This window comes from Gibbsiella quercinecans (assembly GCF_002291425.1).
Taxonomy (GTDB): Bacteria; Pseudomonadota; Gammaproteobacteria; order Enterobacterales; family Enterobacteriaceae; genus Gibbsiella; species Gibbsiella quercinecans.
This window is the reverse complement of the sequence record NZ_CP014136.1, coordinates 4103975-4130247: the sequence shown is the minus strand read 5'-3', so window position 1 is coordinate 4130247 and position 26273 is coordinate 4103975. Positions and strand designations below refer to the sequence as shown.

Genomic DNA, 26273 nt, shown 5'->3' with positions numbered 1-26273 from the left:
ACGACTCCTCCAGACGTGATAAGGCCAAGAAAATGCGGCAAACCCACCGAGAACTAAAAAGCCATAGCGTCAGTTCTGGCCAAGAATTTAGACTCATAAAATACACCCCGCAATTAATACGCAAAAAATAATCGCCTCTGTCAGGGGCGATAGTAGTCAACTAATCGCTTTAATCGTCTGTAAGCAAAGTGGCCATTGTTCTAACCAATGCATCGGGGTATACATCACCAATCGCCGTTCATCTGCCAGTGCGTTCCCCAACACAACCTCTCCAGGAATGCCAAGCGAAGACAACGCCATCGACATCGCTACCACATCGATGTCAACACAGGAAACCCACATATGCAGTGAAGGCGCATACCCAACGCCTGAATCTCGACTGCAACGGATCATCATGGCTCCGGCAACACAAGCCGGCTCGCTGATCTTCACAAACGGCGGAGTCAACAACTGTTACTCCAGCCCGGAGAAACATTGCATGGTAACACTCTCAGGCCAAGGCACAGTAAACCTCCCTATATCGTTGACTGTGCCAGTTATAACCTGTTACCCATGTGCCCGGTTCATACAGGCTCTGCCCTGAATCGGGCGCGGGCTACGGTGTTATGGCGACCGAAACCCTCGCCATATCAACCAAAGCCCGCCCTTTTAACGCTTACTTCTGTATACCGCGCTCTTCCTGCACATCAATCACCTCTTCCTCCTTGCGGAAAAGACTAATGACCTTGAACAGCAGGCTCAGGCAAATACCCACAATAGTGGCCAGCGCCATGCCTTTCAGCTCAGCGGCACCGATATGCACCTTGGCACCGCTCACGCCGATAATCAGGATAATCGAGGTCAGGATCAGGTTCTGCGCCTTGTTATAATCCACCTTGGATTCAATCAGCACACGAATACCGGAAGCGCCAATCACGCCATACAGCAGCAGCGATACGCCGCCCATGACCGGCACCGGGATGGCCTGAATCGCCGCCGCCAGTTTACCGATGCAGGAAAGCAGGATCGCCAAAATCGCCGCGCCGCCAATCACCCAGGTGCTGTATACCTTGGTAATCGCCATCACGCCGATATTCTCGCCGTAGGTGGTGTTCGGCGTGGAGCCGAAGAAACCGGAAATCACCGTCGAAATACCGTTGGCAAACATGGAACGGTGCAGCCCCGGATCGCGAATCAGATCTTTTTTAACGATATTGGCCGTCACCACCAGATGGCCGATGTGCTCGGCAATCACCACCAGCGCCGCTGGCAAAATAGTCAGAATGGCAAACCACTCAAAACGCGGCGTGTAGAAAGTGGGCAAGGCAAACCAGTGCGCCTCGCGGATCGGCGTCAAATCCACCACGCCCATGCCAAACGACAGCGCATAGCCCACCAGCACGCCAATCAAAATCGGGATAATCGCCAGGAAACCGCGGAACAGCACCGAACCGAGCACCGTGACACCCAGCGTCACCATCGAAATAGTGATGGTGGTGCCATCCACCGAAGCGCCGTCCGCCGGCAGCAGCCCGGCCATATTGGCCGCCACGCCCGCCAATTCCAGGCCGATAACCGCAACGATGGCCCCCATCGCCGCCGGCGGGAAGAGCACATCCAGCCAGCCGGTGCCGGCCTTCTGCACGATCAACGCCACCAGGCAGAACAGCACGCCACACATGATAAAGCCGCCCAGCGCCACCTCATACCCCAACGGCAACAGCAACAGCACCGGGGAAATAAACGCAAAGCTAGAGCCCAAATAAGCGGGGATTTTCCCTTTACAAATAAACAGGTACAGCAGCGTACCCACGCCGTTGAACAGCAGCACCGTCGCCGGGTTTATCTTGAACAGGATAGGCACTAGCACCGTAGCGCCGAACATGGCGAATAAATGCTGGAAACTGAGCGGAATAGTCTGGAGCAGCGGCAAGCGCTCACTGACGCCAATGGCGCGACGGGTCATGGTGTGTTTTTCCTCTGAACGTGGTGTTTGCAGTCATGCCATGCTGACCAGGCTGGGCGCAATACCCTTCGGCACCCGCGCCAGCCCAATAAAGCCCAGGCAAAAAAAAGCCGACTTCAGCGCCGGCTCAAATGTTACTTGGTACCAAATATTTTATCGCCCGCATCGCCCAGGCCCGGCACGATGTAGCCCTTCTCATTCAAACACTGGTCAATGGCGGCGGTGTACAGCTCAACGTCTGGGTGCGCTTTTTCCAATGCGCGGATGCCTTCCGGCGCGGCAACCAGCACCAGCACTTTAATGCTGTTACAGCCGGCTTTTTTCAGCAGATCAATGGTGGCAATCATTGAGCCGCCGGTCGCCAGCATCGGATCGACGATCAGCGCCATACGCTCTTCGATATTGGACACCAACTTCTGGAAATACGGCACGGGTTCCAGGGTTTCTTCGTTACGGTATACCCCTACCACGCTGATGCGCGCGCTGGGCACGTGTTCCAGCACGCCATCCATCATCCCCAGGCCGGCGCGCAGGATCGGCACGACGGTAATTTTTTTCCCTTTAATCTGGTCAATCTCAACCGGCCCACACCAGCCCTCAATGGTCACCTTCTCGGTTTCCAGATCGGCGGTCGCTTCATAGGTCAGCAAACTCCCCACTTCAGAAGCCAGCTCACGAAAGCGTTTGGTACTGATGTCATGTTCACGCATCAGGCCCAGCTTATGTTTCACCAGCGGGTGTTTCACCTCAACGATCTTCATCATTTTTCTCCTATTAAGGCGGTTGACGGCCAAAAAATCGCGGGATTATACCGCCTTTTTGGGGCTGTGCCATCCACGCGAGCCCGATCGGGATCAACAAAAGTTTTAATAATAGATCACCCCGCAGATAATTACGGACGATGATGATTACCAGGTCAACGTCTTCCGGCCGCTGTTCGTCGGCGAGTCACGCGCTCCAGAAAACACTGTCGCCCGCCACGCGATAGCGTGTTATTGGTCCAATCTTCCGGTCGGGAGTTCTCCACGAACATCAACGAAGTGTTCCCGGTCATTACCTGAGGCCAGTACGTGGCGTTTAAGAGCTCACCCCAGTCACTTGACTTCGGTAAGCTCCAGGGGATTGATGAGAGACATCCTTGTCTCTCACCGAAGGCTGGCCAGGGGCCAGGCAAATTCGTTCCTGACGAATTTGTCGCAGCAAAGCCGCGTGATTCGGCCATCTGGCCTCACCCCTTCGGGGCCAGCGCTAGCGTTGTTCAAAAACGCTTTTGCATTTTTGTCCTGCAACTCGAATTATTTTGGGTATAGATTTCGTCAGTGACTACATAACCGTGATCCCAAATCGTTGCAGAGATTCAACGCCACGTATTTCTGTTTGAACCAAAATCAAAAAAACTCATTCTATTGATTTAAATCAATAAAGAATCATTTGATGTTTCATCCGTAAAGGAATGCAAGGTGATAATTAGCGTTCTAATAATGAGAAAGGAACTCACTGAATGGCTATACCTGTTTATTTATGGTTAAAGGACGATGGTGGAAACCCCGTCAAAGGATCTGTAGACATACACCAACGCGAGGGAAGCATAGAGATAACCGCGCTAGCTCATGCCGTATCACTCCCTACCGATGATCTGTCCGGCAAGATAACGGCACCTCGCGAACATGCGCCCTTTATCCTCACCAAAGCGCTGGATTCTTCCAGTCCGTACCTTTATCAGTTCGTTACCTCCGGGGAACGCTTAAAATCCGCCGAGCTTAAATTCTATCGCATTAATTACGCCGGACAGGAAGAAGAATATTTTAACGTACTTCTTGAGAATGCCCGTATTACCTGTGTCGTACCGTTTATGGAAGATGTCAAAGACCCGGACTACGAACGTCACGATCACCTTGAAGAGCTCGAAATGACGTATGAGAAAATCACCTGGAAATATTTGGAAGGCAATATTATTCACTCTGATTCCTGGAAAAAGCGCAGCGCGGCATAGGAGAACAACACATGGCATGGATATACCACCAAAGTACCGGCGAGCTGTGGCATAACGGTAAGTTAATCGGTAAAGGTTATTCGGGGAATCTGACCAACAAAAACAATCCAGATCGGCAGCATGTTAAAGGTATGGGGCCAATACCTCGCGGCACTTGGCATATTGGCGGGCATACTAATTCAAAGGGGCCATTTACCATAATTTTGACGCAAACATCTGGCGAAAGTTATGGACGTTCTCTGTTTCGTATCCACGGCGAGAGGAAGCCGCCGAAAGTACCTGGATTCGCCTCTGAGGGCTGTATAATACTTGGACCGGTTATTCGCACAAAAATCATCCAATCACCGGATAAGTCACTGGAGGTAGTAAGATGATTCGGCGAACCATCTTGCTGATCGCCTGCATTATCTCGTCCTCATGCATGGCATCGTTAAAAGAATGGAGCGTTTATATTCAACTGATAGAACGGGCAGACAACAAAACACTCCATGCATTGCCGGGGAAAATTGACAATATTGGTGATACCCTCGACGCTGAGCACACAGAGGAACTGACGACAGCTCTTAGCATGGCGCTGATTAAAGACCCTGTATCTGTCATTAACGCAACCAAATCTCTCGACATGAGCACCGACCCATTAAAGCAACGTTTCGGCACATCAATGATATGTGGCATACCTTTAATCACACATGCAAATCAGATAAAGGTTGAGGAGTATTTCGCGAAGGCAGAGCCAGTGCTGGAAAAGGCTGGAACTCCTGCCGCAGAATGTCTAAGTAACATGCGTGACGTGATTGACGAGATCAGACAAGAAACAGCACAACCCCCAACAAAGTAATCCTCAGAACAAACCTGGCTGATGCCAGGTCAGACTGCTGACAAAGGGGCGAGGCCCAGGGAGGGGCCGAGTAACCAAGCCAACATACCTGCAACTTGAAGTATGAAGGATATAGAAGGCGAAAAAGCCGGCCGAGGGCATAAGCCACTCGCAAACGATTGCCTGCGCTGTTAGAATTGCCGCGCATTTTCCGGTATCAACGCCGGAAGCACAGTTTTCAAACAGCAAACCGCCGTGGGGATCGCGCAGTGACCGACAAAACCTCTCTCAGCTATAAAGACGCAGGCGTGGATATCGATGCCGGCAACGCATTGGTAGACCGCATCAAAGGTGTAGTAAAACAGACCCGCCGCCCGGAAGTGATGGGTGGGCTGGGCGGTTTTGGCGCCCTGTGTGCGTTGCCGCAAAAATACCGCGAACCGGTGCTGGTCTCCGGTACCGACGGCGTAGGCACCAAGCTGCGTCTGGCGATGGATCTGAAACGCCACGACACCATCGGTATCGATTTGGTGGCCATGTGCGTTAACGATCTGGTGGTGCAAGGCGCAGAGCCGTTGTTCTTCCTGGATTACTACGCCACCGGCAAGCTGGATGTCGATACCGCGGCCAGCGTCATCAGCGGCATTGCCGAAGGCTGCAAACAGTCCGGCTGCGCCCTGGTGGGCGGCGAAACCGCTGAAATGCCGGGCATGTATCACGGCGAAGACTACGACGTGGCGGGCTTTTGCGTTGGCGTAGTGGAAAAATCAGAAATCATCGACGGCAGCAAAGTTCAGCCTGGCGACGTGCTGATCGCCCTGGGCGCTTCCGGCCCGCATTCAAATGGCTACTCGCTGGTGCGCAAAATTCTTGAGTTCAGCAACACCGATCCCACCGCGGTTCAGCTCGAAGGCAAGCCGCTGGCCGATCACCTGCTGGCGCCAACCAAAATCTACGTGAAATCGGTGCTGGAACTGATCGCCAATCACGAGATCCATGCTATCGCCCACCTGACCGGCGGCGGCTTCTGGGAAAATATCCCACGCGTGCTGCCGGAAGGCGTGCAGGCGGTGATCGATGAATCAAGCTGGCAGTGGCCGGCGGTGTTCAACTGGCTGCAACAGGCCGGCAACGTCAGCCGCCACGAAATGTACCGCACCTTCAACTGTGGCGTTGGTATGGTCATCGCCTTGCCGCAGGCCGAAGCCGATGCCGCCATCGCACGGTTGAACGCCGCGGGTGAAAAGGCCTGGCAGATCGGTAAACTGGCCGCTGCTGCTGATGAACAGCGCGTGGTTATCGGGTAATGAAAAAGATCGTGGTGTTAATCTCCGGCCAGGGGAGCAATCTCCAGGCGCTGATTGACGCCTGCCAGCAGGGGCGCATCGCCGCCGAGATCGTCGCGGTGTTCAGCAACAAGGCGCAGGCTTACGGCCTGCAGCGCGCCAGTGAAGCCGGCATTGCCACCCAGGCGCTGGATAACGGCGCCTTTGCCGATCGTGCCGCGTTCGACGCCGCGCTGGCAGACGCTATCGACGGCTACCAGCCGGATCTGGTGGTGCTGGCCGGCTACATGCGCATCCTCAGTGCGCCGTTCGTGCAGCACTATGCCGGGCGCATGCTGAACATCCACCCTTCCCTGCTGCCCAAATACCCCGGCCTGAACACTCACCGTCAGGCTATCGACAACGGCGACAGTGAACACGGCACCTCCGTGCACTTTGTCACCGAACAGCTCGACGGCGGCCCGGTGGTATTACAGGCCAAAGTGCCTATCTTCCCCGGCGATACAGAGGAAGAGGTGCTGGAACGGGTGCAAACCCAGGAGCACACGCTCTATCCGCTGGTGGTAAGCTGGTTTATCGATGGGCGCCTGGAGATGCGCAACGGCGGCGCCTGGCTTGACGGCCAGCTGTTGCCGGCGCAAGGCTATGCGGCCGATGAGTAGCCCCAGAACCTAAATTCTCCCTCAACGGCACCCGTAACGGTGCCGTTTTTTTTCGCCAGAATAATCGCGCCACGGGTATACTTGCCCGTATAACAGCCAAGAGGAGCCAGCATGTCCAGCACCAGCCACGTTAGATTGCGCCCACTGGAACGGGATGATTTAGCATTTGTTCACCAGATGGACAACAACGCCAGCGTCATGCGCTACTGGTTTGAAGAGCCTTATGAAGCCTTCGTTGAACTTTCCGATCTGTACGACAAACATATTCACGATCAGAGCGAGCGCCGCTTTATCATTGAACATGAGGGCGCCAAGGTGGGTCTGGTAGAGCTGGTTGAAATTAACCACATCCACCGCCGCGCCGAGTTCCAGATCATTATCGATCCGGCCCACCAGGGCAAAGGTTATGCCAGCACCGCCGCCAAACTGGCGATGGAATACGGCTTCTCGGTGCTGAACCTGTACAAGCTTTACCTGATCGTCGATAAAGAGAACCCCAAGGCGATCCATATCTACAGCAAGCTGGGGTTTGAGGTTGAGGGCGAACTGCTGGATGAATTCTTCGTCAACGGTGAATACCGCACGGTGCTGCGCATGTGCATATTCCAGCCACAGTATTTGAATAAATTTAAACCCCCGGCAGGCCTGGGCAAATAAATAACTTCACCAAATAGCAGATCACTTGAAGGACACTCGGCCCAGATGGGGCGATCTGCTCAATCGCCAAACATCACAAAGCGCCTGATAGACGGTGTGGTGGGCCGGTTTCGATCCGCTGTGGCAACAGCCCGGAATATACGCGTGGCGAGTGATATACCCTTTAGACGTCAAGTTGCAGGGTATACACGAACATAACCCCACGAATAACCTTCATTAAAAAATGAAATTGCCGTTGTACATAAGGCTTATTTCTTCGATTCTCCTTTTCTGTCTGGTTGCTCAGTACGGTGGAGAAAGTTTAATGAAAAATTAACTTTATTGAAATATATTAGGATGTGTAATGCATTACCCTATATTCAATTAGAATAACTTACACTTTACTTAAAATAGAACAGTTGTCGCAAACACGTGGGATGGGATCTAAGTCAACTTTATTGACGATATCAGTCGCTGCAGGAGTTGGCCAGAGGATTTAATATTGAAGAGATAGTCAGAAGAAAGGCTTGTAGAAAATATGATGGATAAACGGCTGCCTGGCGTACTCAAAATTCGGTTGACAGCCAGTATATTCAATAGGCTATCCACAGACTCTCTTATTATCTATTTAACCATTTTCATGGTGGGAAAAATAGGAAGTGAATTGGCTGGTGCAACCACCATTGCTATTTTACTCGTTGGGTTTATAACAAACCTTTATGGAGGAGCCTACTCTGACGCAAAACCAAATAGATGGATCCTTCCCTTTGGCTGGGGAGCGCATACCCTTGTTATGTTTCCCATGCTTATCTCAATTAATTATTCAATTTGTTTTTTTATACTGTTTTATCTGGTGAAAAACATAATTTTTAGCTTTATCCTTCCATCTGCAGAAAAATTAATATTCAACCATACCAATGAGGGGAATAGACGTTATTTTCTCCAAATAAACTCATGGCTATCAGGGGTATCATCAGCCATGGGAATATTGATTGGCGCTTACTTATATACCAAAGGCATAGAGTATGTCATTATTTTCTCAATGTTGATGTCGTTAGTGGTATCGATTTGTTATTCATACACCCAAAAACACTGGAGTGATTTTAATGATATTGGGAAAAACAATGAAAACGGCAAAGTTACCCTTGTAGATTACCAGCATGTTTTTAAAAACAAAAATGCAATTTTAATAATAGCATCAGCCATTATGTTATCGGGAATGGAGTTTTCTTTTGGGCAATACATACCCGTCTACATATCTAATTTATCTTTTTATTCGTTTTTAAATGAAAAATTAATTCCAGGTATTGAATACTTCTCATGGATTAAAACAATATCTGTTATATGTGGAATGTTCTTTTCTTTCTATTTTATTTTATTGATAAGAAAATCAGATAAGAAAACGAGTACACGCATGTTGGTTTTCTCGATGAGTACGTTTGTATTGTCATATGCATTAATGCTTTTTTATATAAAAAGCCCGATATTTTTTGCTTCTTTTGCGATTTTATCATCGCTTATGGGCGTTATTTATCATCCTATTATATACAGTGAATACATGAACCACATTGACAAAAAGAGAAGTGGCATTTACTTATCCTTGCATTCTTTAATTGGCAGGATAGGGAATGTTCTTGCCGGTGTTATCTTGATGATATCTGATACCATTGGCCATAATGGTGTTATATTAACCATTTTATTAATGGGGGCAACTTCAATTCTCATCATGGTACCTATTTTTCGCAACTGTGGGGATATAGAGGGCATACCAGTTTCATACAATAACGATGAATATAAAAAACCATCATCAACAAACACTTGATAAATAATTAAAACAAATAAAAAAACGGGAATGCATCACTAGAAAAAATTAAAACTGCCGCTAATGAATTAATTCTCATTAACAGGTATGATGCCGTCACTCTCTGTACAGAGAAATAACCATACTGGCGGCAACAGCGGCCCAATTAATGTTAGCTCACCCAAACAACATGTATAATTACAATATATTATGGTATGTCTGGATCTCATGGAGTTCTTTGATTTTTGTCTGGTCAACCCGGCTTATTCTGGCGGCGCTCCACCCACAGGCGGCGATCATCATTGCTGTTTCAATCCACGTATTGTTATTGGTTCACCTCGCGTTTAAAACAACAAGGAAGAGAATTATGCAAATATTCAACAAGCAGAAAAACATCACGGAAAAAACGCTGCCTGCCGAAGTAAAACCACCAGAAAACCCAGGCATACTGCTGCCGGAGCCAGAAACGCCGCTGGCCGCAAGCGGCGTAAAAACCACCAAGGACACCGCTATATCACAGGGCATGAAGCTAACCGGCACGCTGGAAGGCCAAGGCAATATTATTGTCGAAGGTAAAATAGAGGGCAAAATCAACTGCTCACACCAGGTGCGCATTGAGCTTAGCGGCCTGGTTACAGGGGAAATCCGCGCCAAGCACATCACCATCAATGGCACAGTCGAAGGGCAATGCCACGCCGCTACGCTGATTATCCAGGCGAAAGGCAGCGTTCATGGGGAAATTTTCAGCGATGATTTTTCGATTGAGAAAGGCGGGAAATTTATCGGCCAATCGCAGCTCACGCAACAAGCGCCGGCTAAACCAGCAGTACCACCGAAAGGCGCCGCCGGCAAAACCGGGGGGCAAAGCCAGCCGGAAGCGGTCGCCAGCCCGGCGCTTCAGCCGTAGCGCCCGGTGATGTAATCTTCGGTCTGGCGCTGGCGCGGAGAGGTGAAAATACTGTCGGTGTCGCTGTATTCCACCAGGCGGCCCTGATGAATAAAGGCAGTGTAGTCAGACACGCGCGCCGCCTGCTGCATATTATGAGTCACCAGCACCACGCTGTAGCGCTGTTTCAACGCCGAAATCAGCTCTTCGATCGTCAGGGTTGAAATAGGATCAAGCGCCGACGTCGGCTCGTCAAGCAGCAGCACTTCCGGCTCGATGGCGATCGCACGAGCGATCACCAGCCGCTGCTGCTGGCCGCTGGAGAGGCGAAACGCGTTCTCGCGCAGGCGATCTTTCACCTCATGCCACAGCGCCGCAGCCCGCAGCGAGCGCTCCATGGCTTCGTCCAGAATGCGCCGATCGCGGATCCCTTGCAGCCGCAGGCCGTACACCACGTTTTCATAAATCGATTTGGGAAACGGGTTTGGCCGCTGGAACACCATGCCTACCCGGCGGCGCAGCGCGGTAACGTCGGCCTGCGGGCTAGCAATATTCTCGTCATGGAGCCGAAGCTCCCCTTCGATACGGCAGTGTTCCACCAGATCGTTCATGCGATTAAAACAGCGCAGCAGCGTGGATTTGCCGCAGCCGGAAGGGCCGATCAGTGCGGTAACCCGGTATTTCGGGATCCGCAGTGAAATGTCATGCAGCACCTGCTTATCGCCGTAGAACAAATTCAGGTTATTCACGGCCAGCGCCGTTTGCTCGTCGCTAAGTTGCTGTACATTCAGGCGCGGCAAACTGCCCAGCGTCACAAAACCCATTACACGTTCCCCAAAAAAGTGGTCATTATTACCCGGCTATAGCGCCACTGGCGATCCTGGACGTAACGGCGGCTCACGCCCTCATTACGGAACACGGCTTATCCCCATGCCCGGTATTTTTCCCGCAGCGAATGGCGAATCCCCATCGCAGCCAGGTTCAACCCCACCACAATCACCACCAGCAAGAAGGCAGTGGCGAACACCAACGGCCGCGCGGCTTCAACGCTCGGGCTCTGAAACGCCATATCATAAATCTGGAAGCTCAAGTGCATGAACTTTCGCTCCAGGTGCAGATAGGGGAAAATACCGTCCACCGGCAGTACCGGCACCGATTTCACCACCCCCACCAGCATCAGCGGCGCGGTTTCCCCTGCGGCGCGCGCCACCGCCAGGATCAGGCCGGTCATCATGGCCGGCGCGGCCATCGGCAGCACAATGTGCCACAGCGTTTCCGCCCGGCTGGCACCCAGCGCCAACGATCCCTGGCGCAACGCCACCGGTATGCGCGATAGCCCCTCTTCGGTGGCGACAATCACCACCGGCAGCGTCAACAGCGCCAGCGTCAGCGCGGCCCACAACACGCCCGGCGTGCCGAAGGTCGGGTTCGGCAAAGATTCCGCATAAAACAGCTGGTCGATGCTGCCGCCGATCATATAAACAAAAAAGCCCAGGCCGAACACGCCGTACACGATGGAAGGTACCCCGGCCAGGTTCACCACCGAGATACGAATCAAGCGCGTCAGCAGGTTATTCCCGGCGTACTCATGCAGGTACACCGCGGCGATAACGCCGAACGGCATCACCACGATCGACATCAGGATCACCATCAGCACCGTGCCGAAGATGGCAGGGAATACGCCGCCTTCGGTATTGGCTTCGCGCGGGCTGTCAGTCAGGAATTTCTTCACCTGCGCCGCCCAGTGGCCCACTTTCGGCCCAAAGCTCATGGTATTCGGATACCAGGCATCCCGCACCTGAATCAGCGGGATGGTATGAATCTGGCCGGACATATCGCGCAGTTGCAGCGCATCGCGATAACGATCGCGGTTTAGCCCTTCCAGCGCATCCGCCAACTGCCGGTACTGGCGCTGCAATTCTGTCCGCTCGGCTTTGATCGCGGCCTGCGCCCCAGCGTCCAGGGCGTTTTTAGCCGCCAGGCTTTTCTCATGCAGGCGCAGGGATTCAAAATGCTGATTGACCTGCGCCATCGCGCGGAACTGGATATCGTACGCCTGGCGCGAGAGTGCGGCGATCTGCGGCAAACGCTGCATCAGCGTGTGGCCCAGATCCCGCCCGGTGAGCGGTTGGCCATCCTCCAGCAAGCCCACCAGATAGCCGTAGGCGGTACCGTTGCTGTTCCGCTCCAACACGATCAAATCGCGCGGCGCCGTTTGCCGGCGCACGTCGTCAGCCAGCAGCGTGCGGAAATCCTGCCCGCTGGATTCGCGGTTGCCGACCTTAATCAAATAACGGGTAAAGGCCGGTGCATCGCCAGCCGGCATGGTGATACCCGCCGCCTGCAGTTGGCGGCGGGAAATGCTTTGCTGTTGGTACAGCTCGCCGATCACGGTAACCGGGCCGGCGGCGCTTTGGTTTAGCTCGAACTGGTACACCGGGCTGGGCCAGAAATAGCGCATGCCCTGCCCGGCCAATAGCGCCAGGATACCGATTAACGCCAGCAGGCTGACCGCCACCGATGCCGCACTAAGCCAGACCCACGGTGCGCCAGAATTCGCCCAACGCTTCATGGCGCCTCCTGATTGACGGTATAACGCTTACGTAACCGCAGGCGAATGGCTTCCGCCAGCGTGTTAAACACAAAAGTAAACATGAACAGCACCAGCGCGGTCAGGAACAGCACGCGGTAGTGGCTGCTGCCGGCGACGGCTTCCGGCATTTCGATCGCGATGTTGGCCGCCAGGGCGCGCAGCCCTTGAAACAGGCTGCCGTCGATGATCGGCGTATTGCCGGTGGCCATCAGCACGATCATGGTTTCCCCCACCGCGCGGCCAAAGCCAATCATAAATGCGGAGAAAATCCCGGCGCTGGCACACGGCAGCGCCACACGCGTCACCGTTTGCCACGGGGTGGCGCCCAGCGCCAGCGACCCCTGCCACAGCACCGTGGGCACGCTAAATAGCGCATCCTCCGCCAGCGAGAAGATAACCGGCACCAGCGCAAAGCCCATCGCAACGCCAACCACCAGTGCATTGCGCTGATCATAATCGTCGCCCAGCCAGAAATGCATCGGCTCGCCGAACAGCAGCAGTTCCAGCCACGGCCCGGCGCTGAACGCCAGCCAGACACAGCCTGCCACCACCGGCAGCAGCAAGAGCAGATCGCCCCCGGGCGGCAAACGGCCACGGGGAATGCGTTGCGCCACGGCGCTGCACAGCAGCACCGCCGCGGTGAGCAACAGCGGCAACGCCAGCACCGCCAACAAGTAATGCTCAATCAACGGCGCCAGCCAGATACCGGCAACCAGACCAATCACCACCGTCGGCAAAGCGCCCATCACTTCGATCGCCGGTTTCACCACCCGGCGCAGCCGCACCGACATAAAGTAAGCGGTATACACCGCGCCAGCCAGCGCCAGCGGCACGGCAAACAGCATGGCGTAGCCCGCCGCCTTGAGCGTGCCGAAAATAATCGGCACCAGGCTGAATTTGGCCTGGTAGCTGTCTTCGCCGGAGGTGGATTGCCAGACATAGGCCGGCTGCGGATAGTTTTCATACCAGACTTTCTGCCACAGCGAACGCCAGGTGACATCGGGGTAAGGGTTATTCAGGCGATAGTGCTGCCAGCCTTCGGGGGTTTCCAACAGCAGGCCGTCGCCGCGCGGCGCAAAGGCCAGGCGCTGGCTGCCGGCCGGCACACGGCCAGTCAACAACGGCCATGACTGCGCGCCGGTAAACAGCGCAAACTCCCCGTTAGGCTGCAAGGTGGCGAACACCCGGCGGTAAGGTTCAGCCACCGTAATCGCCCCTGGCTGCGCCTGGTAGTCAAAGCGTTGCACCGCTGTCAGTTGCCGACGCCCGTCCTTTTCCACGTCGAACCATTCATGCAGGCTGCCGTCCGCCCCCTGGATCAACAGCGCGCTGCCGCCGGGCAGCGCCGTCAGACGGTAAGGCGCCTGCGCGCCAAGATCGCGGGTTTCGCTCGCCTGCGCCTGGGCGCCGGCAAGCGCATAACGCAGCAACTGGTTGCCGCTCAGCAGGTAAAGTTGGCTGCCGTCCGGCGCCAGTACCAGCTGTTGAATATCGTGTTCAAGCGGGATCTCATTCAGTTGCGGTTCGCCGTCGCGGGTATAGCGCCCCAGCAGCAAACGGCGATCGTCAGTCACCGCCGCCAGCAAGTAGTGCCCGGCACGAACTTGGGCCAATGCCAGCAGTTTGAGCGCATGCCCACGCCGATCCAGCGCCCACGGCCGCGCCCCCAGCGGGAAACGCCACTGCGGCAAGGCGCTGTTGGCGGCGGCGAAATCAGCGGCAACCACCACGACACGCCCGTCCGCCTGTGCTAGCGCGAAAAGATCGCGCTCACCCACCGCCTGCGCCAGCAAAGCCGGCGAGTTGAGCAAAGGCTGCGGCGGCAATAATGATGCGCCGGTCGAACCGCTCGCTTCGGGGTTCATGCGATAAAACCGGCCGTTGCCGTCAGGATCGATGCGATAACCGATGCGCTGCTGCACATCCATGCCCAGCGCCAGCACCGGGCCGGCGACCGCCAACGGCTGCGCCTTGCCCATGGTGGCCGGCTTGAACAGTGGAAATACGGCAAACAGCAAATAGACGAAAATGAGCAGCAACACCATCAGCACCAACCCACCGCTGATCGTCACTGCCGCCTGTACGCCATAATCGACGCGCGAACGCAGACGATCCCGGGGGTGTTGCTTTGCCGTCATCTGAACCATGTCTTTTGCCGTTGCCTTCCTAATCACGCTTATGCCATAAGATAACCGGGTATCTTATGTCAGTTTTGTGACATTTGCATGACAAAGTCATTCGGCGCCAAGTCGTAGATAAGTTGGACTTTCCTGTCAATCTCTCGCAATAATATTGTAGGACACTAGGTGATGTCCCACCATTGCGCGTAAGCACCACTGGCGGTATTTGTGCGGTCGGCAACACCCTGGCGCACAAACTCAGCGGAGAGTAACGCCAAAACGCGGCGAATAGCCACGGATTAACCGTGGCCGCGCAACAGGCGGGCACTGTCTAACGCGGTATCCAGCCACGCTGGGCCGTCATCTAAACTCTCCCAATGATTGAACTGGAGTGGTAATGGGTCAGGAAAAGCTCTACATCGAAAAAGAATTAAGTTGGTTATCCTTTAACGAACGTGTTTTACAGGAAGCCGCTGATAAGAATAACCCCCTGATTGAACGCATGCGGTTTCTTGGCATTTACTCCAATAATCTTGATGAGTTTTACAAAGTCCGTTTTGCCGATCTCAAGCGGCGTATTCTGATCAATGAGGAACAGGGTTCCGCCGGCGCATCCCGCCATCTGCTAAAAAAAATCCAGGCCAAGGTGCTTAAAACCGATCAGGAATTCGACAGCCTGTATAACGAGCTGCTGCTGGAAATGGCGCGGAACCAGATATTCCTGATCAACGAACGCCAGGTGTCGGAAAATCAACAAACCTGGCTGCGCCAATACTTTAAACAGCATCTGCGCCAGCACATCACGCCGATTCTGGTGGACCACGAAACCAACCTGGTGCAATTCCTGAAGGACGATTACACCTATCTGGCGGTCGAAATTATTCGCGGCGCACAGATTGATTACGCCCTGCTGGAAATCCCGGCCGACAAGATACCGCGGTTTGTCAATCTGCCGCCGGAATCGCCGCGCCGCCGGAAGCCCATGATCCTGCTGGATAACATTCTGCGTTACTGCCTGGATGAAATATTCAAGGGCTTCTTTGACTACGACACGCTCAACGCCTATTCAATGAAAATGACGCGTGACGCGGAGTACGATCTGGTGACAGAGATGGAATCCAGCCTGCTGGAGCTGATGTCATCAAGCCTGAAGCAGCGCCTGACTGCCGAACCGGTGCGTTTTGTTTACCAGCGCGATATGCCCAAGGAAATGGTCGAGATGCTGCGCGAAAAACTCGGCATCTCCAACTATGATTCGGTCATTGCCGGCGGCCGTTACCATAACTTCAAAGACTTTATCGGCTTCCCCAACGTCGGCAAGGCCAACCTGGTCAACAAGCCGCTGCCGCGCCTGCGGCACATCTGGTTCAACAAATTCCGCAACGGTTTTGACGCCATTCGCGAGCAAGATGTGCTGCTCTACTACCCCTATCACACCTTTGAACATGTGCTGGAACTGCTGCGCCAGGCATCGTTCGATCCCAGCGTGCTGGCGATAAAAATCAATATTTACCGCGTGGCGAAAGACTCGCGCATTATTGATGCAATGATCCACGCCGCGCACAACGGCAAAAAAGTCACGGTGGTGGTAGAACTGCAGGCGCGTTTCGATGAAGAGGCCAATATCCACTGGGCAAAACGCCTGACGGAAGCCGGCGTGCACGTTATCTTCTCGGCGCCGGGGCTGAAAATCCACGCCAAGTTGTTCCTGGTTTCACGGCGTGAAGGCGATGAAATTGTACGCTATGCTCATATCGGCACCGGTAACTTCAACGAAAAAACCGCACGGATCTACACCGACTATTCGCTGTTGACCGCCGATGCACGCATCACCAACGAAGTACGCCGGGTGTTCAACTTCATCGAAAACCCTTACCGGCCGGTCTCCTTCGATTACCTGATGGTGTCGCCGCAGAACTCGCGCCTGAAACTGTACGAACTGATCGACAACGAAATCGCCAACGCTAAAGCCGGCGAACCGGCCGGCATCATGTTGAAGATCAACAACCTGGTGGATAAAGGCCTGGTGGATCGGCTGTATGCCGCCTCTAACGCCGGGGTCAAAATCCGCCTGTTGGTGCGCGGCATGTGCTCATTGATCCCCAATCTGCCGGGCGTGAGCGAAAACATTCGGGTCACTAGCATTATTGACCGTTACCTGGAGCACGATCGGGTTTACGTATTTGAAAACAAAGGGGATAAGAAAGTTTATCTCTCCTCTGCCGACTGGATGACGCGTAATATCGACTATCGTATTGAAGTGGCAGTATTGCTGCTGGATCCCACGCTGAAACAACGCGTATTAGATATTTTAGAGATCCTGTTCAGCGATACGGTAAAAGCCCGCTATCTTGATAAAGAACTGAGCAACTCGTACGTTCCGCGCGGCAACCGCCGCAAGGTGCGCTCACAGGTCGCCATTTATGACTATTTAAACGCACTGGAACAACCAGAACAGTAGGCCAGCCACTATGCCGTTAAACCACACTATTACGAACAAACCGCAGGAAATTGCCGCCATCGATCTTGGCTCAAACAGTTTTCATATGGTGATTGCCCGCGTCGTCAACGGCGCTTTACAGGTTTTGGGCCGATTGAAACAACGGGTGCACCTGGCTGATGGGCTGGACAGCAACAATGTGCTTAGCGATGAAGCGATTGAGCGCGGCCTGGCCTGCCTGGCGCTGTTCGCCGAGCGCCTGCAGGGCTTCCCGGCCGAAAACGTCACCATTGTCGGCACCCATACCCTGCGCCAGGCAGTAAACGCCGAAAGTTTCCTCAAACAGGCCGCCGGCGTAATCCCCTACCCGATCGAAATTATTTCCGGCCAGGAAGAAGCCCGCCTGATCTTTATGGGCGTGGAACATACCCAGCCGGAAAAAGGCCGCAAGCTGGTGATCGACATCGGCGGCGGCTCTACCGAACTGGTGATCGGCGAAGACTTTGAACCGCTGCAGGCGGAAAGCCGCCGCATGGGCTGCGTCAGCTTCGCCCAGCAGTTTTTCCCAAACGGCGAAATCAGCAAGACCAACTTCAAACGCGCACGCCTGGCCGCCGCACAGAAACTGGAAACGCTGGCCTGGCAATATCGCATTCAGGGCTGGCAATATGCCCTCGGCGCCTCTGGCACCATCAAGGCCGCCTATGAAGTGTTGGTCGCCATCGGCGAAAAAGACGGCCTGATCACGCCGGATCGGCTGGATATGCTGGCCGAACAGGTGCTGCAATTTAAAAACTTCAGCGCATTGAGCCTGCCAGGGCTGTCGGAAGACCGCCAGTCGGTGTTTGTGCCGGGGTTGGCAATTCTGTGCGGCGTGTTCGATGCCCTGGCGATCCACGATCTGCGCCTTTCCGACGGCGCATTGCGTGAGGGCGTGCTGTATGAAATGGAAGGCCGCTTCCGCCATCAGGACATCCGCAGCCGCACCGCGAAAAGCCTGGCCGACCATTACAATATCGACCGTGAACAGGCCCGCCGCGTGCTGGATACCACCGAATTATTGTATTCCCAGTGGATGGCGCAGAATACCAAGCTGGTACACCCGCAGTTGGAAGCCCTGCTGAAATGGGCCGCCATGCTGCATGAGGTGGGGCTGAGCATCAATCATTCCGGCATGCACCGCCATTCCGCCTATATTTTGCAAAACTCCAACCTGCCGGGCTTCAATCAGGAACAGCAACTGCTGTTGGCCACGCTGGTGCGTTTCCACCGCAAGGCGATCAAGCTTGATGAACTGCCGCGGCTGAACCTGTTCAAGAAAAAACACTATCTGCCGCTGGTGCAGTTGCTGCGCCTGAGCACGCTGCTCAACAACCAGCGCCAGTCCACCACCACGCCGGAAACGTTGCGGCTGAAGACCGATGACAACCATTGGACCCTAAGCTTCCCGGCCGGATACCTGGCGCAGAACAACCTGGTGCAGTTGGACTTTGAGCGTGAACAGGCCTACTGGGAGGACGTGGTCGGCTGGAAGCTGATGATTGAGGAAGATGGCGCGCAATAGCGCCCACGGCGTTCACCGCCAGGCCCGCAAACGGGCCTGGCATTAATCCTGGCCGGGCTGCGCTGCGGCCGGCAACAGCGTTTCCAGCGGCGCAGGCTTGCCCAGCAAAAATCCTTGCATATAGTCCACGCCCAGCGCCTTCAGCGCTTCATACTGCTCTGCGGTTTCAACGTATTCCGCCACAATCGTCAGGCGCTTCATCATCGCCACCTTGCAGATAGAGGCAATAATCTGGTAGTTAACCGGATTGGTCAGCATGTCGCGAATAAAGCTGCCGTCAATCTTCAGCGTATCCACCTGCAGATCGTTCAGGCGATCGTAACTGGCATAGCCGGTGCCAAAATCATCCAGCGCGATATGGCAGCCCAACTGCCGCAGCTCGTGCAGCGCGGCGGCGGCACACTGCTGATCCTGCATCAGATGCGATTCTGTCACCTCCAGCACCAGTTGGTAGGGCTCGATCTGATACTGTTGCAGCAGTTTACTCACCTCCTGAAGCAACAGCGGCCGGCACAACGACAACGGCGACAGGTTAACGGAAAAACGGATGCTGGGCAGTTGCTCCCGGTGTTGCTGCATAAACATCAGCGTGTGCTGCAGCACCCACAGATCCAGCCGGTAGATCAAACCAAACTCATGCACCACCGGCAAGAATTCATTCGGCGGCACCAGCGCCCCTTCATCATCGCGCATGCGTAGCAACACTTCGTAGTAGCGATCGCCACGCACGCCGTCGATGGGTTGCGCCATCAGCACAAAGCGATCGTTATCCAGCGCGTCCTGGATCCAATGCAGCAGCGCCACCTTACGCTTGAGGGTATCCTGCACCTGGCGCTGCGCACGATGGGAGCACTCTGGGCGCCCGCTGGTCAGGGAAATCTCCGCCAGCGAGCTTAATTCCCCCAACAGCACATGCAAATGCGCAACGTCCGCGCATATGCCGCAGTAGCTGATGCCGATCGGCGGATGAATCGGCAGGCCATTCCACACCAGGCGGTATTTCTCCAGCAGATCGCTGACGGCCGCGACCTTGTGCTCACCGTCATAGCCGTTCAGGCGCAGCACCAGATCATAGCCGGGCAGGTGATACACCCCTTCCCCGCTTTCCAGCACCGACAGCAATGCCTTTGCCAACTGCTGTTTAAAGCGAATGCGCAGCAGCATGCCGTAGTTGCGGCTGAGAATATCCAGTTCGGCCACACGCAAAAAACACAGCGTTGAGCGCGGCGCTTTGGCTAGGTCGCGCTTGAGCGCGCGTAAATTCGGCAGGCCGATAACCGGATCCTTGCGCGAGGCGTCCTGTGCTTTCTGATACACCATGCGCTGGCGGGTATTGATCACCGAGGTTAAAAAAATGCTCAAGGTGAACGCCACCATCATGGAAGAGATAAAGGCCAGGTTGTGCAGCAAGTTGCTCTGCGGCACAAACGCCGCATGGTTAAAGAACAGCACCAGCAAAGTGCTTGACCAGATAATGCAGTTCAACCGAAAGCCAAAGCGCAGCGAGCCATAGAGCATCACCGGCAGCAGCAGCGTCAGGCTATAATCACTAAGGAACAGGTTGGCGGAATCGCCCCCACGGTAAATCAGAATAAACACCAGCCCTGCCAGCACCAGCAGCCAGAGTTGTAGCTCGCTTCTTTTCGCGCCGGGCGCCACTTCGTGGCCTAACCGGCACCACAGCACCTTGGCAAAGCGCGGCTTGCTGACGATACGCAGCAGAAAATAAAACAACGGCATGGCGGATAAACCGCCGAGCAATAGCGCCTGAAAATTGATCAACGCCCGCAGATAGTTGGCATTGCCGCCGATCATGCCCAACTCATCGGGTAAAAAGCCCATGCCGATGGCAAGCTGCAGGCTGGGAATGAAAAACAGCGGCGGCAGCAACGCCAGCCAAATCAAACGCGTTTTTGCCAAACGCAGATCGTCAATCGGCGCGCACCAATGGCGGTGTGTCTGGCTGCGGTAGCCCAACCAGCAAATGCCCAGGCTGAACAGATAAATCAGCAACACCAGCAGGCCCATCTCCAGCCCCAGGCGGCTGGTATAGCGAATGAACAGCGCCAGCGCGATGCCCGGGAGCGCCAGCCAGTCATAGACCATAAGCAAAGAAACACACACCGCCAACGGCAGATAAATCAAATAAATTTTGGCTTCTGGCAACATCAGGCGCGGCGAAAGCAACCCGGCTAACGGAATAATCAGCAGGCTGCAGATAATAGGTTGCCCCCACCACCGATAACGCAATTTATTCCATTGTTGCAAAATATCCATGCAATACAGTTTCCACTGAAGCGTCACTCATTTCATTACACACCCTGGTTCGGCGCGTTGCCAAACACCGGCAATAATGGCAGAACATGCGGCCATCTGCACGATGATCTGTTATATCAAGCACTATAATGACTAAACAATGTCTAAACATCCGCCAAAGCATTCATGAAATGAATAGACATTATTTGTTATCGCCGATTAAGATTATGATTCGAATTATTGGGGCGGTTGATCATGACTTATTCATTCAATGAATATTAATGGCCAAGCAATATATCTGGGGTTATAAATGCGAAAAAGAACCACGGGGCAAATGACGAAAATCGTGTTGCTGGTTAGCTTTATCATTTTAATCGGCCGCTTGCTGTATGCCGCAGTGGTCGCGGTGCCCCATCATCAGGAAAAAAAACGCGCGCCGCTGCAGCAAAGCAGCGAACAGTATGATGCTTCAGAGGGGAACCTCTGAATCCCCCGCGCAGGCTTTACGCCACTTTCATCAAAATGACCCAAGCACTGGCTATGCTCCAGGCTGTAAGAGCGGCCGCGCCCCTGGATGAGGGCCAAATCAGCGTTAAGGAATACCATGTTAGCCCCAACACATAACGTCAAAAAAGTGGCGGAACACCGCCAGCGAATTCTTTCCATCCTATTAAACAACGATGAGTTGGTTGACGGCATTCTTGGCCGGGCCAGTGATGAGCACACATTAAGCAAAAGCGAACTGCTCAATCAGACGGCGGAGATCACCTCGCTGCTGGAAGACATGCACGCCGCCGATCTGGCCGACCTGCTGGAAGCATTGCCGCTGGATGAGCGCCTGGCGCTGTGGCGCCTGGTTGGCGTCAACAAACGCGGCCACACGCTGATGGAAGTGGCCGAGCCGGTATGGGACAGCCTGATCGAAGAAATGAGCGATAAAGACCTGCTCAAGGCGATCAAAACCCTCGACGTCGACGAACAGGCCTATCTGGCGCAATACCTGCCCCGCAACCTAATGGGCCGCCTGCTCACCTCACTGGAGCCGGATCGGCGCGCCCAGGTGCGTGAGATGATGCACTATGGCAAAGAAACCGTCGGTTGGATGATGGATTTCGAGCTGGTTACCGTGCGGCCGGACGTCACGCTGGGCGCGGTGCATCGCTTCCTGCGCCTGCGTAAAACCATCCCCGAGGCCACCGATAAACTGTTCGTCACCGATCGCAAAAACGGCCTGAAGGGCGAACTGCCGTTGACGACGGTGCTGCTGCATGAGCCGAATATTCTGGTCAAAGACGTGATGGACAGCGATCCCACCACCTTCCAGCCGGAAGATAAGGCCGAAGACGCGGCCAGCGCGTTCGAACGCTATGACTTGATCAGCGCACCGGTGGTGGATGCCAAAGGTAAACTGATGGGGCGCCTGACCATCGAAGAAATTATCGACTCGGTGAACGAAGAAAGCGACTCCAACCTGCGCCGCCTGGGGGGCTTAAGCCCAGAGGAAGATGTGTTCGCACCGGTCAGTAAAGCGGTAAAAACCCGCTGGACCTGGCTGGCTATCAACCTGTGCACCGCATTTATCGCCTCGCGCGTTATCGGCCTGTTTGAACACACCATTTCGCAGTTGGTGGCGCTGGCGACGTTGATGCCCATCGTCGCCGGCATCGGCGGCAACACCGGCAACCAGACCATCACCATGATCGTGCGTGCGCTGGCCCTGCACCGGATTGAAAGCGGCAATATTTCACACCTGATGTTCAGAGAGTTGGGCGTGGCGCTGATCAACGGCATCGTCTGGGGCGGCATTATGGGCGTCGTCACCTATCTGCTGTATGACGACTGGGCCATGGGCGGCGTGATGACGCTGGCGATGATCCTCAACCTGCTGGTGGCCGCGCTGATGGGGGTGGTGATCCCAATGACCATGGTCAAGCTGGGGCGCGATCCGGCCGTCGGCTCCAGCGTGATGATCACCGCACTGACCGACACCGGCGGCTTCTTTATTTTCCTCGGGTTGGCGACGATTTTTCTGCTTTGACGGCCGGTGGCGGCGCGCCCTGCGCCACCCAGGCCGCGTTATGCCACAGGTGCAGCGTGGCGTAGGAACGCCACGGCTGCCAGCGTTCGGCATAGCGCGCAATTTGCCGCGGCGTCATACCGGGAAAGCGCTGTTTAATCAGGTAATCCCCGCCCAGGAAAACGTCTGGCCATGACCAGGCGCGCATCGCGATATAGCTCGCGGTCCAATCGCCAATCCCCGGCAGCGCGGTGAGGTTGCGGATGCCCTGGGCGATATCCAGCACATTGTCCAGTTGCAGCCGCCCATCAACCACCGCGTTCGCCATGCCAATCAGCGCTGCGGCGCGTTTCAACGGTATCCCCAGCGGGCGCAGATCTTCCGGCTGCAACTGCGCCACACGCTGCGCGCCGGGGAACACATGGCTCACGCCCTGATACGGTTGCGCCAGTGCGCCGCCGCAATGTGCCGCTACCCGCCCGGCCAGCACCGCCGCCATCCGCACGCTGACCAATTGCCCCAGCACGGCGCGCACCGCCTGCTCAAAACTGTTGACGCAGCCCGGCAGGCGCAGCCCCATCGCCCCCGCAGCCAGATCCCCCAGCCCGGCGGCAATGCGATCGGGAGAAGCATCCAGATCAAACAGCCGGCGTACCGCGCATAATACCTCCGTGGTCACTCGGCTTAGCGCCGGCGCTATCTCAACGCGCACCTGGTTGCGCGCCGGCTCAGGCTGCACGCTGATCCAGCCGGCATATTCCTCGCCTTTTTGTCTTATGGCGATGGAGCGCAGGTAGCGCTCCCCCTGCACCACCTCAACGCCGTCCACCGCACGCGCAGCCAGGAAGGCCAGCATACGCGGCCAATCGTAAGGGGGGCGGTAACCCAGGCGAAACACCAGCCCACGCTCCGCCGCTCCCTGGCGCGCCGGACGATCGCGCAACGCAGAAGGGATCAGCCGATAACGGGCTTTGAACAGTTCGTTAAAACGGCGCAGGCTGCCAAAACCGGCGGCATAGGCCACCTCGCTCAACGGCAGATCGGTATCCATCAGCAGGCGCTTGGCCTGCAACAGGCGGTGAGACTGGGCATAGTCCACCGGCGACGCGCCGAACTGATCGGCGAAGATACGCCGCAGGTGGCGGCCGGAAACCCCCAGCCGCGCCGCCAATTGTTCGCAGCTGTGCTCGGAAAGGTAGCCCTGTTCAATCAGTTGCACCGCCACCTGCGCATAACGGTTGCCCAGATCGATCGGCGCCAGGCCCGGCGCCAACTCGGGCCGACATTTCAGGCAGGGGCGAAAGCCGGCAAGCTCGGCCGCCGCCGCGCTGGGATAAAAGCTGCAGTTTTCCTGCTTAGGCGTGCGGGCGCTGCATACCGGCCGGCAATAGATGCCGGTTGAAGAAACGCCGACGAAAAACCGCCCGTCGAACTTGCGATCGCGCGCGCATAACGCCGTATATAACCCGTACTGAGGAGAATTCATGGCAACCCACTGGCCTGTTTTTTCTCATTATAGATCGCTGGCGGCCGGCGGCTCGCGAGATTCGGACCCGTAGCTGCAAGCGGCAAAATTTAACGCCGCACGTTGCCCGGCCGCGCCGTCTCGGGTAAAGTCGCCCCCCTTCATTGGCATGGGGAACAACGGAAGAGATCATGTTTATCGGATTTGACTACGGAACGGCCAACTGTTCCGTCGCCGTGATGCAAGGGGATAGCCCCGAATTACTGGCATTGGAAAACAACGGGCCCTATCTGCCTTCAATGCTGTGCGCACCCACGCGTGAAGCCGTCAGTGAGTGCCTGCACCGCCACTGGCAAGTACCGACCGGCAGCGATGAAAACCAAATGCTGCTGCGCCGCGCCATCAACTACAACCGCGAAGAAGATATCCCGGTCAACGGCGACAGCGTGCTGTTCGGCCTGCAGGCGTTGGCGCATTACATGGAAGACCCTGAAGAGGTCTATTTTGTCCGCTCACCGAAATCTTTTCTCGGCGCCAATGGCCTGAAGCCACAGCAAATCGCCCTGTTTGAAGATCTGGTGTGCGCCATGATGTTCCACATCAAACGCCAGGCGGAAAGCGTGCTACAGCACAGCATCAGCCAGGCGGTGATCGGCCGGCCGATCAACTTCCAGGGCATGGGCGGTGAAGACGCCAACCACCAGGCGCAGGGCATTTTGCAGCGCGCTGCCGAGCGCGCCGGTTTCAAGGAGATTGCCTTCCAGTTTGAGCCGGTGGCCGCCGGGCTGGATTTTGAAGCCACCCTGAACGAAGAGAAAACGGTGTTGGTCGTGGATATCGGCGGCGGCACAACCGACTGCTCATTGCTGCTGATGGGCCCGCAGTGGCGCGGCCGGGCCGACCGCCAGCAAAGCCTGCTGGGGCACAGCGGCTGCCGCATCGGCGGTAACGATCTGGACATTATGCTGGCGTTCAGGCAACTGATGCCGCTGTTTGGCCTGGGCAGCGAGACAGAGAAAGGCATCGCCCTGCCGGCGCTGCCCTACTGGAACGCCGTGGCGACCAACGACGTTCCGGCGCAAAATGATTTCTACAGCACCGCCAACGGCCGCCTGCTGCGCGATCTGATCCGCGACGCTGCCGAACCGGAAAAAGTGCAGCGTCTGCTGAAAGTTTACCAGCAGCGGCTAAGCTACCGGCTGGTGCGCGCCGCGGAAGAGAGCAAAATCGCGCTCTCGGCTGAAGCGCAAACCCAAGTGCCGCTGGCGTTCGTACAGCAGGCGCTAAGCAAAACCGTCACCCAGGCGCAGTTGGCGGAAGCGATCTCGCAACCGTTGCAGCGTATTCAGGAACAGGTAACGGCGGCATTGGCCAGCGGCCAGGCCACGCCGCAGGTGATCTACCTGACCGGCGGCAGCGCCCGTTCCCCGCTGCTGCGCGCCGCGCTGCAACAGCAACTGCCGGGCATTCCTCTGATTGGCGGCAACGACTTTGGTTCGGTTACCGCCGGGCTGGCCCGCTGGGCGCAGACGCTGTTCCGCTAAGTTGTTCCACTAGGGCGCAGGCCGCTGCGCCCTGGCAAAATTCCCCTCATCGGTATGGCTTGATCCGCCAACAAAACCTGACATGGTTTCCATATTTCCTTCATCTTTATGCAGTGATAGCCCGCTAGACTAGCGTTCCACGCCCTCACCCCGGCCCTCTCCCACAGGGAGAGGGGGGCGTAAATGCAACTCCCGAGCGAAGGGAACGCCACCGCTGCACCGAACGGTTCCCTCTCCCTAGGGAGACG

20 protein-coding genes are annotated in these 26273 nt (G+C 55.6%); 13 read left to right on the top strand and 7 right to left on the bottom strand.

Annotation, left to right across the window (positions count from 1 at the left end):
- Positions 1 to 655: 655 nt before the first annotated feature.
- Together uraA and upp are read right to left on the bottom strand one after the other, a co-directional pair.
- Positions 656 to 1945: a uracil permease gene (gene uraA / locus ACN28Q_RS18900; protein ID WP_095847761.1), complete on the bottom strand. Its 1290-nt coding sequence runs from the start codon at positions 1943 to 1945 to the stop codon at positions 656 to 658.
- A 134-nt stretch (positions 1946 to 2079) separates the two neighbouring features.
- Positions 2080 to 2706: a uracil phosphoribosyltransferase gene (gene upp / locus ACN28Q_RS18895; protein ID WP_095847760.1), complete on the bottom strand. Its 627-nt coding sequence runs from the start codon at positions 2704 to 2706 to the stop codon at positions 2080 to 2082.
- A gap of 740 nt (positions 2707 to 3446) precedes the next feature.
- Between upp and tssD the strand changes: the two genes are divergently transcribed.
- From tssD to ACN28Q_RS18855, 8 genes are all read left to right on the top strand, one after another.
- Complete coding sequence (gene tssD / locus ACN28Q_RS18890; RefSeq protein ID WP_095847759.1) at positions 3447 to 3938, top strand: type VI secretion system tube protein TssD; 492 nt, start codon at positions 3447 to 3449, stop codon at positions 3936 to 3938.
- An 11-nt stretch (positions 3939 to 3949) separates the two neighbouring features.
- A complete protein-coding gene (locus ACN28Q_RS18885; protein WP_095847758.1) occupies positions 3950 to 4312 on the top strand; it encodes a tlde1 domain-containing protein in 363 nt (120 codons plus the stop codon).
- Positions 4309 to 4776, top strand: a complete 468-nt coding sequence (locus ACN28Q_RS18880) for a hypothetical protein (protein WP_095847757.1) — start codon at positions 4309 to 4311, stop codon at positions 4774 to 4776. The genes ACN28Q_RS18885 and ACN28Q_RS18880 overlap by 4 nt, the downstream gene beginning before the upstream one ends.
- 248 nt (positions 4777 to 5024) lie before the next feature.
- Positions 5025 to 6062: a phosphoribosylformylglycinamidine cyclo-ligase gene (gene purM, locus ACN28Q_RS18875; RefSeq protein WP_095847755.1), complete on the top strand. Its 1038-nt coding sequence runs from the start codon at positions 5025 to 5027 to the stop codon at positions 6060 to 6062.
- Positions 6062 to 6703 carry a phosphoribosylglycinamide formyltransferase gene (purN, locus tag ACN28Q_RS18870; RefSeq protein ID WP_095847754.1) on the top strand — a complete coding sequence of 214 codons (642 nt, stop codon included), beginning with the start codon at positions 6062 to 6064 and terminating at the stop codon, positions 6701 to 6703. Before purM ends, purN begins: the two co-directional genes overlap by 1 nt.
- A 111-nt stretch (positions 6704 to 6814) precedes the next feature.
- Complete coding sequence (speG, locus tag ACN28Q_RS18865) at positions 6815 to 7360, top strand: spermidine N1-acetyltransferase (RefSeq protein ID WP_095847753.1); 546 nt, start codon at positions 6815 to 6817, stop codon at positions 7358 to 7360.
- Positions 7361 to 7877: 517 nt separating this feature from the next.
- Complete coding sequence (locus tag ACN28Q_RS18860) at positions 7878 to 9161, top strand: MFS transporter (protein ID WP_095847752.1); 1284 nt, start codon at positions 7878 to 7880, stop codon at positions 9159 to 9161.
- Between the two features lie 346 nt (positions 9162 to 9507).
- Positions 9508 to 10047, top strand: coding sequence for a bactofilin family protein (locus ACN28Q_RS18855; RefSeq protein WP_165907128.1), 540 nt, complete (start codon positions 9508 to 9510; stop codon positions 10045 to 10047).
- Here the strand turns inward: ACN28Q_RS18855 and pstB are convergent.
- The 3 genes from pstB to ACN28Q_RS18840 form a co-directional block, all read right to left on the bottom strand.
- Positions 10038 to 10850: a phosphate ABC transporter ATP-binding protein PstB gene (gene pstB, locus ACN28Q_RS18850; protein ID WP_095847750.1), complete on the bottom strand. Its 813-nt coding sequence runs from the start codon at positions 10848 to 10850 to the stop codon at positions 10038 to 10040. The genes ACN28Q_RS18855 and pstB overlap by 10 nt on opposite strands.
- A 98-nt stretch (positions 10851 to 10948) precedes the next feature.
- Entirely contained in the window at positions 10949 to 12598 is a 1650-nt protein-coding gene (pstA, locus tag ACN28Q_RS18845; RefSeq protein ID WP_095847749.1) for a phosphate ABC transporter permease PstA, read from the bottom strand.
- Entirely contained in the window at positions 12595 to 14766 is a 2172-nt protein-coding gene (locus ACN28Q_RS18840; RefSeq protein ID WP_095847748.1) for an ABC transporter permease subunit, read from the bottom strand. Before ACN28Q_RS18840 ends, pstA begins: the two co-directional genes overlap by 4 nt.
- A 370-nt stretch (positions 14767 to 15136) precedes the next feature.
- Here ACN28Q_RS18840 and ppk1 point away from each other — a divergent pair, with 370 nt between their 5' ends.
- The gene (gene ppk1 / locus ACN28Q_RS18835; protein WP_095847747.1) at positions 15137 to 17200 is read left to right on the top strand and encodes a polyphosphate kinase 1; all 2064 of its coding nucleotides are present in this window, start codon (positions 15137 to 15139) and stop codon (positions 17198 to 17200) included.
- A gap of 10 nt (positions 17201 to 17210) precedes the next feature.
- Positions 17211 to 18743 (top strand): exopolyphosphatase, encoded by a 1533-nt coding sequence (ppx, locus tag ACN28Q_RS18830; RefSeq protein WP_095847746.1) that lies wholly within the window; start codon positions 17211 to 17213, stop codon positions 18741 to 18743.
- Between the two features lie 42 nt (positions 18744 to 18785).
- Here the strand turns inward: ppx and ACN28Q_RS18825 are convergent, their stop codons facing one another.
- A complete protein-coding gene (locus tag ACN28Q_RS18825) occupies positions 18786 to 21020 on the bottom strand; it encodes an EAL domain-containing protein (RefSeq protein WP_095847745.1) in 2235 nt (744 codons plus the stop codon).
- 289 nt (positions 21021 to 21309) lie between these two features.
- Here ACN28Q_RS18825 and ACN28Q_RS18820 point away from each other — a divergent pair, with 289 nt between their 5' ends.
- Together ACN28Q_RS18820 and mgtE are read left to right on the top strand one after the other, a co-directional pair.
- Complete coding sequence (locus tag ACN28Q_RS18820) at positions 21310 to 21486, top strand: YfgG family protein (RefSeq protein ID WP_095847744.1); 177 nt, start codon at positions 21310 to 21312, stop codon at positions 21484 to 21486.
- 117 nt (positions 21487 to 21603) lie between these two features.
- A complete protein-coding gene (gene mgtE, locus ACN28Q_RS18815) occupies positions 21604 to 23037 on the top strand; it encodes a magnesium transporter (protein ID WP_095847743.1) in 1434 nt (477 codons plus the stop codon).
- Here mgtE and alkA read toward each other — a convergent pair.
- Complete coding sequence (alkA, locus tag ACN28Q_RS18810) at positions 23000 to 24502, bottom strand: DNA-3-methyladenine glycosylase 2 (protein ID WP_095847742.1); 1503 nt, start codon at positions 24500 to 24502, stop codon at positions 23000 to 23002. The genes mgtE and alkA overlap by 38 nt on opposite strands.
- Before the next feature lie 170 nt (positions 24503 to 24672).
- Here alkA and yegD point away from each other — a divergent pair, with 170 nt between their 5' ends.
- Positions 24673 to 26025, top strand: coding sequence for a molecular chaperone (yegD, locus tag ACN28Q_RS18805; RefSeq protein ID WP_095847741.1), 1353 nt, complete (start codon positions 24673 to 24675; stop codon positions 26023 to 26025).
- Positions 26026 to 26273: the final 248 nt, after the last annotated feature.